12 protein-coding genes are annotated in these 15,673 nt (G+C 55.3%); all 12 read left to right on the top strand.

Going from position 1 to position 15,673, the window contains the following annotated elements:
* Positions 1–58: 58 nt before the first annotated feature.
* A complete protein-coding gene (locus HY298_23460) occupies positions 59–760 on the top strand; it encodes a response regulator transcription factor (protein MBI3853219.1) in 702 nt (233 codons plus the stop codon).
* Positions 761–1,042: 282 nt separating this feature from the next.
* Positions 1,043–1,780, top strand: coding sequence for a transcriptional activator RfaH (locus tag HY298_23455; GenBank protein MBI3853218.1), 738 nt, complete (start codon positions 1,043–1,045; stop codon positions 1,778–1,780).
* A 99-nt stretch (positions 1,781–1,879) separates the two neighbouring features.
* On the top strand, positions 1,880–2,581 hold the full coding sequence (locus HY298_23450) for a sugar transferase (GenBank protein ID MBI3853217.1): 702 nt from the start codon (positions 1,880–1,882) through the stop codon (positions 2,579–2,581).
* A gap of 89 nt (positions 2,582–2,670) precedes the next feature.
* Positions 2,671–3,834 carry a Gfo/Idh/MocA family oxidoreductase gene (locus HY298_23445; protein ID MBI3853216.1) on the top strand — a complete coding sequence of 388 codons (1,164 nt, stop codon included), beginning with the start codon at positions 2,671–2,673 and terminating at the stop codon, positions 3,832–3,834.
* 24 nt (positions 3,835–3,858) lie between these two features.
* Complete coding sequence (locus tag HY298_23440; protein ID MBI3853215.1) at positions 3,859–4,392, top strand: N-acetyltransferase; 534 nt, start codon at positions 3,859–3,861, stop codon at positions 4,390–4,392.
* 217 nt (positions 4,393–4,609) lie between these two features.
* Complete coding sequence (locus HY298_23435) at positions 4,610–6,877, top strand: hypothetical protein (protein ID MBI3853214.1); 2,268 nt, start codon at positions 4,610–4,612, stop codon at positions 6,875–6,877.
* Positions 6,878–7,336: 459 nt separating this feature from the next.
* A complete protein-coding gene (locus HY298_23430) occupies positions 7,337–8,464 on the top strand; it encodes a DUF354 domain-containing protein (protein ID MBI3853213.1) in 1,128 nt (375 codons plus the stop codon).
* Between the two features lie 65 nt (positions 8,465–8,529).
* The gene (wecB, locus tag HY298_23425) at positions 8,530–9,726 is read left to right on the top strand and encodes a UDP-N-acetylglucosamine 2-epimerase (non-hydrolyzing) (GenBank protein MBI3853212.1); all 1,197 of its coding nucleotides are present in this window, start codon (positions 8,530–8,532) and stop codon (positions 9,724–9,726) included.
* Positions 9,727–9,729: 3 nt separating this feature from the next.
* Entirely contained in the window at positions 9,730–10,608 is an 879-nt protein-coding gene (locus HY298_23420; GenBank protein ID MBI3853211.1) for a glycosyltransferase family 2 protein, read from the top strand.
* A 49-nt stretch (positions 10,609–10,657) separates the two neighbouring features.
* A complete protein-coding gene (gene asnB, locus HY298_23415) occupies positions 10,658–12,553 on the top strand; it encodes an asparagine synthase (glutamine-hydrolyzing) (GenBank protein MBI3853210.1) in 1,896 nt (631 codons plus the stop codon).
* 53 nt (positions 12,554–12,606) lie between these two features.
* The gene (locus HY298_23410) at positions 12,607–13,596 is read left to right on the top strand and encodes a glycosyltransferase family 2 protein (protein MBI3853209.1); all 990 of its coding nucleotides are present in this window, start codon (positions 12,607–12,609) and stop codon (positions 13,594–13,596) included.
* Between the two features lie 12 nt (positions 13,597–13,608).
* On the top strand, positions 13,609–15,534 hold the full coding sequence (gene asnB, locus HY298_23405) for an asparagine synthase (glutamine-hydrolyzing) (GenBank protein ID MBI3853208.1): 1,926 nt from the start codon (positions 13,609–13,611) through the stop codon (positions 15,532–15,534).
* Positions 15,535–15,673 lie beyond the last annotated feature (139 nt).

Genomic DNA, 15,673 nt, shown 5'->3' with positions numbered 1-15,673 from the left:
CGAATCAGGATTTTTGGTGGCGGCGAATGGGTTTCCAGATTGAATCTTAAAGACGCAGATGAAAGATGCCAAACACAATCAGACGGGTAATCACAGCCATACCCGCATTCTGATCATTGATGACCATCCGCTGGTGCGCTTGTCGTTGAAGGGGGTTATCGAACGCGAACGTGATTTGATGGTTTGCGGCGAAGCGGAAGATCGTGAGCAGGCTTTGTTGGCGGTGGCGGCCTCGAAACCGCAACTGGCCATTATAGATCTGACTTTGAAAAACTCCGACGGGATGGAACTCATCAAAGACCTTCGCACCCGTTATCCAAAAGTACAAATTCTGGTGCTCTCCGCGCACGACGAGGATCTTCACGCAGAACGGGCGATCCGCGCCGGCGCGCGCGGGTACATTACCAAACAGGAAGCCGCCACAAAGATTCTCGTGGCCATCCGGCAGATTTTGAATGGCGAGATTTATTGGAGTGAAAAGGCGGCCGCGCGCGTGGCCTCCCGGATCGCCGGTCGTTCCCGCCCCACTACGGGTTTCCCCTTGGATTGTTTGACGGATCGGGAGTTGCAAGTTTTCGAATTCATCGGGGCAGGGCGCAGCACCCGTCAGATTGCCGCAGAACTGCACATTGATGTCAGCACGGTGGAAACTTATCGCGCGCGCATCAAGGAAAAGCTGAATCTCAAAGACGCCCTCGATCTGCTTCAATACGCCATCCGCTGGCATGTCGCCTCGCAGGCTAGTAGTCCGAATCCCTGAGGTCACGACGCATTCTCCAACCCGGCGCGCCGCCGCCGCTTCAACACCTTGGATGGTTTGATCGATTCCGACCTCTCCTAATCGGCGTGGTGAAGCAGCAGTCATGAAGGTTTGTCCCGGCCGCCGCTACAAAAGAATGAGGGTAGGCCACGACAGACATTTGCTGCGGATGGTGTGTAGATTCATGCCGGTGAGATTCACTATATTCAACATGCGGGAAGTTCTTGGCCGGACATCCGATCGTGCTCCTGTCGCGAGGTTGTTCCAGAATTCGGTTTTTCCGTGGGCGACAAGGTATTGTGTTATGGGTTCCGGTGTAATCTGCCTCCTGCGCCTGTCATGGGCATTGTTCTTGGAAGGATTGGCGCCAAGAATCTCGAATGCTCAGTGTCGGCAAGCCACTCCGACGAATTACCGCGGTCCCTGCGCCACCTTTCAACGCTGAAAATGCAAACCAACGCCCCAGCCTGGTATTGCGCGCGCACAAAGCCGAAGCATGAACACATTGCCGCGGCGAATCTGCGCAAGCACCTGAAATTGGAAGTTTTCCATCCCCGTCTGCGGGTTGAAAGGGCGACCCGCCGTGGCGTGGTGCGGGTCATCGAACCGCTGTTCCCTTGTTATCTTTTTGTCCGTTGCGTGATTGGAGAGCGGCTGGACGAGATCAAATACACGTACGGGGTAAGCAATATCGTTCACTTCGCGGACCGGATTCCGGCAATTCCGGATTCGGTCATCGAGGAGTTACAGGAGTGTTTCGAGACGCAAGATCCCATCACGGTTGATGACCTTCTCTCACCTGGGGCGGAGGTGCTCGTCGCCGATGGGGCTTTTGTCGGTATGCGTGCTTTTGTTCTGCGGGTGATGCCCGCAAGACAGCGCGTTCAGGTTTTACTCGACGTTCTGGGCCGCCCCACTGCGGTGGAGGTCGATCGGGGTTTGGTCGTGCTGGAGAAAAACAGCGTGGCGGACCGGGTGCCGTTTTTGGCAGCACCGCAGCGAGCGGTGTTGCAGGATTAAGTTGAGATGGGGGCAAGAAATAAAACTCCGGGGGTGCGTCCGGAGCGTGAGAGTGGGTCGGGCGAGGATTCGTCCCAACCTGCAAGTGCGGAGCTTTGCATGAAAATTCCACGTTGGAAGCGAGTGCTCGACATGGCTGCAATTCTGGTGGCCCTGCCCTTGCTGTTTCCGTTGATGTTGTTCATCGCTTTGTTGATTCGGGCTGTTTCCGCCGGGCCGGTTTTGTTCAGGCAGGAGCGCGTCGGTTACCTGGGCAGACGATTTACGTGCTTCAAGTTTCGCACCATGGTTGTTGGTGCTGACACGACAGTACACCAAGGCCATCTAAATCACCTGATGAGTTCGGATGTGCCCATGGTCAAAATGGATACGCAAGGCGACCCGCGGCTCATCCCCTTGGGTTTGCTGCTTCGTTCCTCCGGGCTGGATGAACTGCCTCAAATAATCAATGTGCTGCTAGGGGACATGAGCCTGGTAGGTCCACGTCCCTGTCTGCCCTACGAGTATGACAAATATCTTCCGTGGCAGCGAGAACGATTCAATACATTGCCCGGGCTGACCGGACTGTGGCAGGTCAGTGGCAAGAACCGAACCACTTTCGTGGAAATGATCCAGTTGGACATCAACTACGTGAGAAACAAGAATCTGTGGCTGGACTTCAAAATCATTCTCAGAACCATCCCGGCCCTGATAATGCAACTACAGGAGACGCGGCACAAAGGAAGTTCATTCGCTGGTCGTGGCCGGTCGGGAATCATACTTCCAACCAGGGATGTCAATCAGCAGTCCATGCCACAATAATCTTTCCATGCAGTTACCGGGATGAACAGGAGAGACGTTTGAACACAGAAGGAAACATAGAAAACGGAGTCGTAACAAGGAGTCGTAATATGAAAAACCCAATAAATATCGGTGTAGTAGGTTGCGGATACTGGGGGCCAAATCTGGTACGCAACTTCCGATCTTTACCCGATTGCAATCTGAAAATGATGTGCGACATCAGCCAGGCGCGCCTCACACATCTTAAGTCGTTGTACCCAGAAGTCGAGGGTGCGACAGATTACAGCCACATGTTGAACGGCAGTGGCTTGGATGCCGTGGTCATAGCCACCGCGGTCAGGACGCATTACCCGATGGCGAAAGCGAGCCTGCTGGCGGGGAAACACACGTTCATCGAAAAACCGATCACCACCTCCTCTCATGAATGTGAAGAATTGATTGAAATTGCGCGAAAGCAGGGTTTGGTGTTGATGGTCGGCCATACCTTCCTTTATTCACCCGCCGTGAGAAAGATCAAGGAAACCGTCGATGCCGGTGACATTGGTGAAATCCGGTACATTTCAGCCCGACGACTTAACCTGGGCCTTTTCCAGAAGGACATCAATGTAGCGTGGGACTTGGCCCCGCATGATATCTCGATCATTCAATACATCATGGGGGAACAACCCGTCACGATAAACTGCCGCGGCAGTGCTCACATCACGCCGGGCGTGGAAGACGTGACCACCATGTGCCTCAGCTTTCCCAAGCAACGAACGGCCATCATTCACAGCAGTTGGCTCGACCCGCGCAAGGTGAGGGAGATGACGATTGTTGGCAGCAAGCGAATGATCGTGTATGACGACATTGCGCCGATGGAAAAGATCCGGATTTTCGACGCCCGAGTCGAAAGGCCGCCGCACTACGATACGTTTGGTGAATTCCATTACGCCTACCATTATGGTGACGTGCATATTCCCTATATCAAACAGGAGGAACCGCTGAAGGTCGAATGTCAGCACTTTCTCGATTGCATCAAGCAAGGCACCATCCCGCTGACGAGCGGCAAGCGGGGGCTGGAACTGGTTCAGATTCTTGAGGCATCCTCGGAATCTCTGAAACGAGGCGGCGCTCCAATTGATCTGTCACACCGACCCAACGGCGATGTCCATCCAAACGGAGACATCTCCGTGAAGGTGACGGTCGGAACCGTGCCACAGCCATCGGTGCCTGAACCGGCAAGGAGGGCAACACGGTCGCTTCAAACTGATCAAAGACTGCCGGTGAGTGTATGAACATAGGATGAGTTGTATTGACTCATGAATTTACCACCACAACCCCTGCAGCGAATCGCTTCCAATGTGAAGCTTGGCAAGAACGTTCGCATCTACGACTTCACCAACCTGTACGGCTGTGAAATCGGAAACGACGTGAAGATCGGGACGTTCGTGGAAATTCAAAAAGGGGTCAAAGTTGGTGACCGCTGCAAAATCTCCAGCCATACGTTCATTTGTGAGGGTGTGACTTTGGAAGACGAGGTTTTTGTTGGGCACAACGTTACGTTTGTCAACGACCTTTACCCCCGCGCCACCGATGTGACGGGCAAACTGCAAACCGAGTCGAATTGGAAGTGCATCCCGACCTTGGTCAAGCGATGCGCCTCAATCGGGTCCGGCGCCACGTTGCTGTGTGGCATCACCATCGGCGAGAATGCCCTGGTCGGCGCTGGCAGTGTGGTCACCAAAGATGTGCCGGCAGGCGCCGTGGTGGCCGGCAATCCGGCCCGAGTGCTGAAATCGATTCCACTCAGAGTTCCAGCACGTCGAAATTTCGCACCCGCGCAAAGCGTGTAGGAGTTTGTCGGAATCCGATTGGCAGCTACGCCCGTTTGGCCTTGGTTCTGGAACCCTTCCTGCCAGCCCCAATGGAAGTCTGATGAGCCTTGCTATCGGTAATGGACATGAGATGCTCAGCCTTGGCTGGCGCAAGTAATTACGACAAAGCCCAACGTTGAGACATAGGAGGATTCTTCGTAATTCTCCTTTGCTTGATGAAAGCAGACGAAGCAACATGAAAGATGATAGAGAACAAGATGATAAGCCCCATGGGATGGCTTTGGACGATATCTACTTTGTGTTGTTTCGGCAGAAGTGGACTATCATTCTGTTTTCTGCAATCGGCGTGTTGGGGGCGGTTGCCGTATTCGCGATCAAGCCGCCACGTTACCGTTCCGAGGCCAAGTTGTACATCCGCTACGTCGCGCAAGCCAAGGCGCTGACGCCGCCGGGAAGTGACGCGCCCACGAGATCACCCGAAGGGGAGGGAGCGAGCATTCTCAAGACTGAAGCCCAGATTTTGAAGAGCCTGGATGTGGCGCAACAAGTGGTTGAGACGGTTGGGGCGGACAAGATCCTGGGTGAAGGGGGGGGGAACACGAACCGCGACCAGGCCGCTGGCCGGGTGCTGGGTATGATGGAGGTCGTACCGTCTCCCGACGGCAGTGTGATTTCGGTTTTCTATGAGCATCCGGATCCTGAAGTCACTCGAGAGGTACTTCGCAAAGTCATCGTCGCCTATGTTAAGAAGCATAAGGAAATGCATCAAACGGCTGGGATATTTGGTGACTTCGTGAGCCAGGAGACCGAACGGCTGCGTACCGATCTGGCCCAAACGGAAAAGGAGCTTAGGGCAGCCAAGAGCAAGGCCGGAGTCACCTCCCTGGAGGATGCGAAGAGGGCCTGGACGGAGCAAATTTCGAGGGTCCGCGGAGATCTCTTTAGCGCTCAAGCCGAATTGGCAGAGCGTCAGGCCAGGTTGGAGGAAACGACCGGGCTCGTGCCTGCCAGTTTAGAAGCGACCAATACGGAGCCGCAAATTCCCTCGGAACAGGTTAAGGAATATAAAACAATCTGCGCGCGTCTCGATCGGTTAACACAAAAAGAGCAGGAGCTTTTGGTTCAATTCACGGAGAACACCAGTTTAGTCCGTGAGGTGCGGGAGCAGATCGCGGGAACAGAGAGGCGCAAGCAGGAGCTTGAGGAAATGCACCCGCGGCTTGCAAGTTTGGCCAATTCCTCCCCGAGGTTTGGGGGGCCATCGGGAGGGATTTCGGTTGATCCGTCCTCTGACTTGGTTCAGGTAAAGGCGCTCAAATTGAAAATCGAGGTTCTGAATTCGCAATTGGCCAAGATTCAGGCGGAAGCGACCAAGCTCGAAGAGCTGGAAGGACCCATCCAGGAACTACAACGGAAGAAAGAGCTTCAGGAAGCCGACCTCAAATACTTTTCGGCCAATCTGGATCAGTCCCGGATTGAGGACGCCTTGGGATCTGGAAAAGCCCCGAACATCGGCATTCTTCAATCGCCCTCGCCTCCGGTTATGGGGTGGTCAAAACCCTTCAAAAAAAAGGTGACGATGCTGGCGGTAATCCCCGCAGTTTGCGGGGTTGCTCTGGCCTTTCTGATCGAGCTGTTTCTGGATCGTTCCGTGAAGCGACCGGGCGAAGTCGAGACAAAGTTGCAACTGCCCTTGTTTATTTCCATTCCCGACCTGCGCCGAAATGGAAACCGCCTGCTTCCACGAGCTACGGGGAAGGCACGCCTGCGTTTGAGCGATGTAAGAGGCGCCGCGCTTGAGCTTGCCGGCAAAATGATGCCGTCCGGAAAAGCTGGCACGACGCAAGTCGCTGCTTGGGATCAGCGCCACCCCCTGCGCTGTTTTTTTGAAGGGTTGCGAGACCGGCTGCTGGTTTACTTTGAGGTTCGGAATCTTAACCACAAACCGAAGCTCGTCGCGGTGACAAGCTGTGGCAAAGGCGCTGGCGTTTCCAGCGTTGCGGGCGGTCTGGCCGCATCCCTATCGGAAACGGGAGGCGGAAAAGTTCTGTTGGTCGATATGAATCTCGAGCAGGCGGCGGCGCAGCAGTTCTTCAAGGGCACACCTGACTGTGGGTTGGAGGAGGCCTTGCGAAGTGAGACGATGGAAAGCGCAATGGTTCAGGCTAACCTTTACTTCGCCACTGAACGGACGGACAACGACAAACTCCCGGCCGCCCTGCCCCGGCGCTTTGCGAGTTTGATGCCCAAACTCAGGGCCAGCGACTACGATTACATCATCTTTGACATGCCCCAGGTCAGCCAGACCAGTGCGACGGCGCGTCTTGCCGGTTTCATGGATATGACGGTGCTCATCATCGAATCGGAGAAGACCCGCCAGGAAGTCGTCAAACACGCGAGCGCATTACTGGCAGAATCGAAAGCAAATGTGTGCGCGGTGCTCAACAAGACCCGCAGTTATATTCCCGCTCGATTGCATCAGGAATTTCTGGACGACACCTGACAATGCCGGTTTCGAATTCACGTCCAATACTGACGAGCGACGCAAGGTTGAACAGAGAATCACAGGTCAAGTGCAGGGAAGGTTTTGGCCGTGGAAAACGCATCTGTGCCTGACAGGTCGCGGGCAGCGACGAGGTAACAGCTACGGGTCCGCCAACCTGGTCCGGCGCTGACGGATTTCGAAATTATACTGCCAGAATTGATTTCCGAATTGCCCCTCACCCTTCCCTCTCCCCATCCGATGGGGAGAGGGTGGTCGAAGACCGGACCGGGTGAGGGGTCTGTGCGTTTCTATCCGGAAAGTTATTTTGGCAACCGCACTTGAGGCTTGCCGCCTGCGTTCGTAGGTTAATGGGCCGGTGGTTTGGTCTGGCAAAACAAGAGGACTTTCAAGGCGCTTCAGATTTTGAAGGCGCTTATTGCACACGAGAACAACCAAGCTGTGGCTAATCCACTTCTCATCACATCAAGCAAATTCGGGCAAACCCGGAGCGACTTCACCTCGTGTGAACTTCGGTCCGCCGCTGCCGGTGTCGGCTCCGGCAAGAAAATCTGGATTGATCTCGACAACACCCCGCACATCCCATTTTTCAAGCCGATCATCAGGGAACTTGAGAAACGTGGCTACATCGTGGTGTTGACGGCGCGCGACGCTTTTCAGACCTGTGAGCTGGCGACACGATTTGACCTTGCCTACACCAAAGTCGGTCGCCATTACGGCAAGAATAGTTTCCTGAAAGTATGGGGTCTCGTGTGGCGCAGCTTGCAACTGCTTCCATTCGTGATGCGGGAGCGCCCCGCGCTGGGATTATCGCATGGTTCGCGATCCCAGATCCTCCTGTGCAATCTCCTCCGTATCCCAACCATTATGATAATGGATTATGAACATGCCCAGACACCGCTACTCCTGCGTCCACGGTGGGAAATTGTCCCCGACGTGCTGTTCAAGGAGAACTTGCACTGCCAGGCAAGGGAACGAATTCGAAAGTACAAAGGCATAAAGGAAGATGTCTATGCGCCCGAGTTCAAACCGGACCCAACGCTTTGCCAGCAACTCCAATTGGGTAACGGCAAAATTGTCGTGACCGTTCGCCCGCCAGCTACAGAGGCCCATTATCACAACCCGGAAAGCGAACTATTCTTCGTGCAATTCATGAATCGCGTTTGTAACTCTCCGGGAGTGAAGGCCGTGCTTTTGCCACGCAACAAGACCCAGGAAACTCAGTTAAAGGCGGGTTGGCCGCAGTGGTTCGGCGATTCCAAGGTGATCATCCCCAAGGAGGCGGTAGATGGACTGAACCTGCTTTGGCATTCGGATCTGGTCGTGAGTGGAGGCGGGACGATGAACCGCGAAGCGGCGGCGTTGGGCGTCCCAGTCTACAGCATTTTCCGGGGCAAAAGCGGCGCGGTAGATCGTCACCTGCAGAGCCAGGGGAAGATGACTTTGATTGAGAGCATCGCGGACGTGCAGAATAAGATTCTACTCAAACCACGCACAAGAAACGGTTTGCCAGACTCCAGGCCGCGGGAAGCTCTTCGTGAGATTGTGGAACAAGTTGAGGACATCATCAAGCTGGACTGCTGCTGAGGACAGTTGATAGTTGAGAGTTCTAACTCTCAACTATCAACTCTCAACTATCAACTATTGGATGCATGACCCGAAAACTCAAACTCCTCATCATTGCCGGCGCGCGGCCCAACTTCATGAAAGTGGCGCCCGTGATCAAATGCATTCGCAGCCGTGGTACCGACGGAAAGCAAAATGGTGTGTCGCTTGAATACCGCCTGGTTCATACTGGCCAGCATTACGACGAGAAGATGTCCAAGGTGTTCTTTGATGAACTGGGCATCCCGGCCCCAGACCTCAATCTGGGCGTCGGGTCTGGCTCACACGCGGTGCAGACGGCCAAGGTCATGACTGGATTTGAAACCGTTTGTGAACAGGAAAAGCCCGATTGGGTGGTTGTGGTGGGGGACGTGAATTCCACCATGGCCTGCACCCTCGTTTGCGCCAAGATGGGGATAAAAGTTGCGCATGTAGAGGCGGGGTTGCGAAGTTTCGACCGAACGATGCCCGAAGAAGTGAACCGCATCGTGACCGATTCGCTGGCCGACCTGCTGCTGACACCTTCGCCCGATGCCAACGAAAATCTTAAACGGGAAGGTGTTCCTGATGCAAAAATAAGGCTCGTTGGTAATGTCATGATAGACACCTTGGTGGCCAATCTTGAGAAGGCGCGCGCGAGTCATCTGCTGAACACACTCCGGCTGAAGCGCAGCGGTTTTGCCTACGTCACATTGCATCGCCCATCGAACGTAGATAATCAACTGAGTCTGACTACAATCATGGCGGAACTCGACCAGCTTGCCCGGCAAATACCGGTTGTGTTCCCCATGCATCCGCGCACCCGGAAGATGTGTGGTCAGTTTGGGATTTCACTCGATAACCAGAATGGCCTTAAGGTTTTGGATCCAATCGGGTACCTAGATTCACTGAACCTGACCGAGAACGCGCGCTTGGTGTTGACCGACTCCGGCGGTTTACAGGAAGAAAGCACATACTTTCGAACGCCGTGTCTGACGCTGCGTCCGAACACCGAACGGCCTGTGACCGTCACCCTGGGTAGCAACAGACTCACGGACCGGGAACGTCTGTCTGCGGATCTTGATGAAGTTCTCGCGCGCGAAACCAAGTTCGGCACCATCCCCCCCTTGTGGGACGGTCGCGCGGCAGAGCGGATCATCAATGCACTTCTGGTGCAGCGTCAATGGGGCGCCCCCCGGATGAATTCAACTTTGCCCCGTGTTGACGTTCAAAGGGCCGACATGCTCACGGGCATAATTGAATAGAGAGTGACTAGTTACGTTGTCATTACTCCGGCGCACAACGAGGAAACGTTCATCGAGAAGACGATAACGTCGGTGATCGCCCAGACCATTCGTCCACTCAAATGGGTGATAGTGAATGACGCATCAACGGATCGAACAAGAGAGATTGTTGAGGGTTACACGCAACGGCACCGCTTTATCGAGCTGGTGAACATTGAGCGGTCGGTGGGGCGGCATTTTGGCAACAAGGTGCGTGCATTCAATCAGGGCCTGGAGCAGGTTTGCGACTTGTATTTCGATTACGTCGGCAATCTGGACGCGGATGTATCTTTTGCGCCGGATTATTTTGAAAACATTCTTCGCGAGTTTGCAAGGGATCCAAAACTGGGGATCGCCGGCGGAATGATTCATACCCGGTTGGGAGATGGATACGTCTCACAGGAAGTGGCCTTGGACAGCGTGGCCGGCGCTGTGCAGTTGTTCCGGCGCGCGTGCTTCGAACAGGTTGGCGGTTACATGGTGCTGCCTTATGGCGGGATAGATACTGCCGCCGAGGTCACGGCGCGAATGAAGGGTTGGAAAGTTCGCACCTTTCCCGAATTTCACGTGCTTGAGCATCGCCGAACCGGCTCCGCCACGGCGCGTCCGCTGGCGTCCCGGGTAAAGGAAGGTCGCCGGTTGCAAACGCTGGGTTACGGTGCGGTGTTCTTTTTCCTCCGCTGTCTGCATCGCGCGAAGGAGCAACCCAAAGTAGTGGGCAGTTGCGCCGCGTTTTGGGGATTCCTCGCCAGCAAGTTCGGCGGCGAGCCGATCGCCCTGCCACCAGAGGCTGTCCGTTACCTGCGCGCGGAACATCGCGCGAAGCTTAAGCGCCTCTTCCACTTGCCGTCCGCTTCCTCGTAGTTGCACCTGCCGGGATTGGCTCGCTGAATCAATTTCAAAATACAACGCCATGTGTGGCATAAGCGGCATATTTGACCTGTCCGGCAACCCGATCAATCCGGGTCTGTTGGAACGGATGACCTCGATCATCCACCATCGCGGCCCTGATGGTGACGGGCGTTATGTGGATCGCGAAGTCGGCCTAGGGCATCGCCGGCTGAGCATCATTGACGTGGGCGGCGGGGCTCAACCAATCGGAAACGAGGATGGCAAACTGCAAATTGTCTTCAACGGCGAGATTTACAATTTCATCGAGCTGCGCGAGGAATTGGAGGAGTTCGGACACATATTCAAAACCAAGTCGGACACCGAAGTGATCCTTCATGCTTACGAGCAGTGGGGCGCTGATTGTGTCAAACGCTTCAACGGAATGTTCGCCTTTGCCATCTGGGACGCACGCAAGCGGGAGGTTTTTCTGGGGCGGGATCATCTCGGCATCAAGCCGCTGTATTACGTTCAGATTGGTAACCGCCTGCTGTTTTCATCTGAAATCAAGGCGCTGTTGCAGGACCCGGAATGCCCGCGTGAAGTTGATCTGGAGGCGTTGGCCGAACTTTTTACGTTCCGCTGTGTGCCTTCGCCCCAGACACTGTTCAAGCGCATTTTCAAGTTACCGCCCGGCCATCTCATGCGGGCCACGCGGAATGGGCTTCAGATCAGCCGCTTTTGGAACTGGGTGCCGGGGCAGCGCAAGCAAGCGAGCGAAGGCGCACTGATGGAGGAATACCAGACGCTGCTCGAGGATGCCGTCCGCCTGCAATTGCGCAGCGATGTGCCGCTGGGATTGTTTCTCAGTTCTGGCGTGGATTCCGGGGTGTTGCTCGCCATCATGAGCCAATACGCGTCCGGTCCAGTGCAGACCTTCACCATCGGTTTCGAGGAAGGCGAAAAGACCAATGAGATTGATGATGCCCGCGAGGTGGCGCGCCGGTTCGGTGCGGACCACTACAGCATGACGGTGACGCCGGAGAATTACGTTCATTACTACGAGCGTTACATGATGGACCTCGAAGAACCCGTCGGCCATGAGGCGGCCCCCGCGTTTCACTTCGTCTCCAACATCACGAGCAAACACGTGAAAGTAGCGTTGACGGGTCAGGGCGCAGATGAACCGTGGGCGGGTTACGATCGTCACAAAGGGGTGAAGCTCTCGGGCATTTACAGCCGCCTGCCAAAATTCGTCACGAACGATCTCGCCCATCTCATCGGCAAAACGCCGGGCCGAATGGAGCGTCTAAAACGCGGCCTGACCTCGCTGGCCGAGCCGGACATGCTCACGCGGTTCACGAAAATCTACTCCTTCTTCAACGCGGACATGAAGGCACAGCTTTACAAAGGCGTTTTGAAGCAGCAATTCGATGCCGACCCTTACGGCCCGCGGCACGCCTTGGCGCGGCTGCAATCCGATGTTCAGGGTCTCGATCCGCTAACGCAGATGCTTTACATCGACACACGCGCCAATCTCCCGGACGACCTGTTGATGGTCGGCGACAAGACCGCCATGGCCAACTCGCTGGAAGTGCGCGTGCCCTTCCTGGATTATCGCCTGGTTGAATTCATCGAAAGTCTGCCTACGCATCTAAAGTTGAAGGGGTTCACCGGCAAATATCTGCACAAGAAAGCGTGCGAAAAATGGCTCTCCAAGAAAGTGGTTCACCGGAAAAAGAAGGGCTTTGCCAACCCCGTCGAAAAATGGTTTCGGGTCCGAATGCGATCGTTCGTCGAAGACTGCCTGCTTGGACCGGATTCCTCGATGGGCCGCTATTTCGACCAAAACTTCATCCGGCGGATTCTGGAACTGGATCGCGAAGGCAAGGAGCAGTACCGGCGGCACATCTACCTGCTCGTGTCGCTGGAGTTATGGCATCGCACCTTCATGCGCCCGCAACCGTTCGCCGCATCCTGAACGCTGGCGGCGAGTTTTGACCGGCGCGAACGGCGCCAACCCAAGTTTTTTTGATGGATCTCTCAATCATCATCGTTAATTGGAATTCAAGAGACCACCTCCGGAAGTGCCTGGCTTCGGTGTTGGCGGAGGCGCGCGATCTAACGTACGAGATCATCGTCATTGATGCCGCGTCGTTCGACGGCAGCGAAGACATGGTGCGCAAGGAATTCCCGCAGGTAAACTTCATCCTGAGCCGGGAAAATCTCGGCTTCTCCAAATCGAACAATCGGGCTTTCGAGGCTTCCAGCGGTGAATATCTGTTATTTCTAAATCCCGATACGGAAGTGGTCGGCCCGGCGATCCAGGCGCTACATTCACTCACAAAAAGTCTGCCCGATGCGGGGGCCGTCGGGTGCAAACTATTGAATACTGACGGAACGCTTCAGACCAGTTGCGTGCAGGCGTTTCCCACGATCCTCAATCAACTCCTGAGTGCCGAGGCGCTGCGCCGGTTGGCACCGCGCGCCCGGCTGTGGGGTATGCGCGCCATCTTCGAAAACGGCGGGAAACCTTCGCCGGTGGAAATGATTTCGGGTGCTTGCCTGCTGATGCGCCGCGCTGTTTTTGAGCAGATCGGGCGCTTCAGCACGGATTACTTCATGTACGCCGAAGACGCGGACCTTTGCTACAAAGCCCGCAAGTTGGGTTTGACGAACTATTATTTCGGCGAGGCGGCGGTCGTCCATCACGGAGGCGGAAGCACTCAGCAGGCGCGCAGCAATTTCTCGAATATCATGATGATGGAATCCATCCTGCAGTTCCTCCGGAAATGGCGCGGTGGCTTCTACGGCTTGTGTTACCGGCTGGTTTTGAGCGTGGCGGCGTTGATCCGGGTGGCCTTGCTGTTGATTCTGTCACCCATCTTGCTGTTCCAAAGCGACGCAACCCGGTGGCGGGCATCCTGCAGCAAGTGGTTTGCGGTCTTTAACTGGGGACTTGGTTTGTCGCGTTGGACAAAACAATACCGGAAACTTGATAGTCCACGGTCAGCGGCTTGTTGAAGTTCTCAACGTATGTGCGGCATTGCAGGAAAGCTTTATTTGGACGGACAAACGCCGGTTGAATCCGAATTGATTCAGCGGATGACGGACATCATCGCCCATCGCGGCCCGGATGGTGCGGGGAAACACTTGTCCGGGCCGGTGGGTCTGGGACACCGCCGTTTGTCCATCATTGACCTGCGACCCACGGGCGCGCAGCCGATGTGCAACGAAGACAAGACCGTGTGGATCGTCTTCAATGGGGAGATTTACAATTATCTGGAGTTGCGCGCGGAATTGCTGGCCAAGGGACACAAATTTACTTCGACCACCGATACCGAGGTCATCGTCCACCTGTACGAAGAATACGGCGAAGAATGTGTGACGCGCCTGCGGGGGATGTTCGCGTTCGCCCTCTGGGACGAACGCAAAAAGTTCCTTTTCCTGGCCCGCGACCGTGTCGGCATCAAGCCGCTTTACTACCTCAACACCGGCAAGGCGCTGCTGTTCGCGTCGGAAATCAAGTCACTGCTCGTTGACCCCACCGCGCGGCGCGAAGTCAATCCGCGCGCCATTGATCGCTTTTTGACCTATTACTACCTGCCGGGCAACGAAACTCTCTTCAAAGACATCTACAAGCTTGAGCCGGGTCATTACCTGACGGTTAGCAATGGTAAGTTAGTTGACCGGGAATATTGGGACCTTTCCTTCCAAACCTCAAACCATTGGACAAACATCGAAGAAGCGGTCGAGGCCTTGCAAAAGCTGCTTTCGCGCACCATCAAGGACCACCTGATCAGCGATGTGCCGGTAGGCGTGCTGCTGAGTGGCGGCGTTGACTCCACCGGCGTGCTGCGTTACGCGGCGGAACATGCGGACAAGCCCCTCAATACTTTCACCGTCGGATTTTCCGGAGCGAGTTTTGCGGACGAACGCCCCTACGCGAAGATGGCCGCCGATAAGTTCCGCACCATTCATCATGACCTCACAGTGACGGCCCAGGATTTCCGGGATTTTCTGCCCAAGTACATCTGGCACATGGAGGAGCCGGTGTGCGAACCGCCCGCCATCAGCCTTTACTACGTATCACGCCTGGCCCGGCAATCTTCGGTCAAGGTGTTGCTTTCCGGCGAAGGCGGCGACGAGGCGTTCGCGGGTTACCCCAAATATCGGAACCTTCTCGTGTTGGAAAGAATGAAATCGGCATTCGGACCGGCGCGAGGGCTTTTGTCAGCCGGCTTGAAAGTGGCTGAAATGTTTACGGGGAAGGACAACCGGCACTACCGGAACTGCATCCACACCGCGATGCCGGATTATTACTACGGTCTGGCGGCCACGCCGGGAACGCCGTTCAACCGGCAAAAGGGTGCCCTCTACAAAAATGATTTCACCGCCTCGTTGGGAAATTACCTCTCGGATCAACCAACCCAGCGGCTTTTTTCGCGAGTGGACGGCAAGGCGCCGCTGCAAAAAATGCTGTATGTGGATACCAAGTCATGGTTGCCGGATGATCTGCTCGTCAAGGCGGACAAAATGACGATGGCTACATCGGTCGAGCTTCGCGTACCGCTACTCGATCATCAGGTGCTGGAATTTGCCGCATCGTTGCCGTCGGAGTTCAAGGTCCGCGGCAAGACCATCAAGCGGGTGCTCAGACTGGCCTTGCAGGAGTCCGTCCCGGACGAAATTCTGACGCGCAAAAAGGCCGGATTCCCATTGCCGTATGATCGCTGGCTTAAGACCGAGCTGCGCGAGTTTGTAAACGACACCCTCCTCGCACAGAACTCCGCGTTGGATTCATATTTTCACAAGGCGTCCGTGCGGGACATGCTGCAAAAGCAGCAACTGAACTCGTCCGACAACCGAAACGGCGGCAAGGCCCAGCACGCGCTGGATTATTCGCGGGAGATTTTCAGCCTGCTCGTGCTTGAGATGTGGCACAAAGAATTTCGCCTTTAGGCAGTCCTTGGTGTCTAAGAGAGTGGAGTGGAAAGGTGGCCGCGGAGAACAACGCAACCTCGCCGTATGCGGGTGATCAAACAAGCCGCAGGTTACCAAGTGCCTTGTCTCAAAAGTTATCTGACCGTTCCGAAAGTAA

Source organism: Verrucomicrobiota bacterium (assembly GCA_016200005.1).
GTDB lineage: Bacteria > Verrucomicrobiota > Verrucomicrobiia > Limisphaerales > PALSA-1396 > PALSA-1396.
The sequence above is the reverse complement of the archived record's forward strand: the minus strand, read 5'-3'. Positions and strand labels throughout refer to the sequence as shown.

What these genes read in the sequence shown, in the direction of transcription:
- HY298_23450 (MBI3853217.1), top strand. Translation starts at nt 1,880, where the DNA reads ATGAAAATTCCACGTTGGAAGCGAGTGCTCGACATGGCTGCAATTCTG.
- HY298_23445 (MBI3853216.1), top strand. Translation starts at nt 2,671, where the DNA reads ATGAAAAACCCAATAAATATCGGTGTAGTAGGTTGCGGATACTGGGGG.
- asnB (MBI3853208.1), top strand. Translation starts at nt 13,609, where the DNA reads ATGTGCGGCATTGCAGGAAAGCTTTATTTGGACGGACAAACGCCGGTT.
- wecB (MBI3853212.1), top strand. Translation starts at nt 8,530, where the DNA reads ATGACCCGAAAACTCAAACTCCTCATCATTGCCGGCGCGCGGCCCAAC.
- asnB (MBI3853210.1), top strand. Translation starts at nt 10,658, where the DNA reads ATGTGTGGCATAAGCGGCATATTTGACCTGTCCGGCAACCCGATCAAT.
- HY298_23440 (MBI3853215.1), top strand. Translation starts at nt 3,859, where the DNA reads ATGAATTTACCACCACAACCCCTGCAGCGAATCGCTTCCAATGTGAAG.
- HY298_23460 (MBI3853219.1), top strand. Translation starts at nt 59, where the DNA reads ATGAAAGATGCCAAACACAATCAGACGGGTAATCACAGCCATACCCGC.
- HY298_23435 (MBI3853214.1), top strand. Translation starts at nt 4,610, where the DNA reads ATGAAAGATGATAGAGAACAAGATGATAAGCCCCATGGGATGGCTTTG.
- HY298_23410 (MBI3853209.1), top strand. Translation starts at nt 12,607, where the DNA reads ATGGATCTCTCAATCATCATCGTTAATTGGAATTCAAGAGACCACCTC.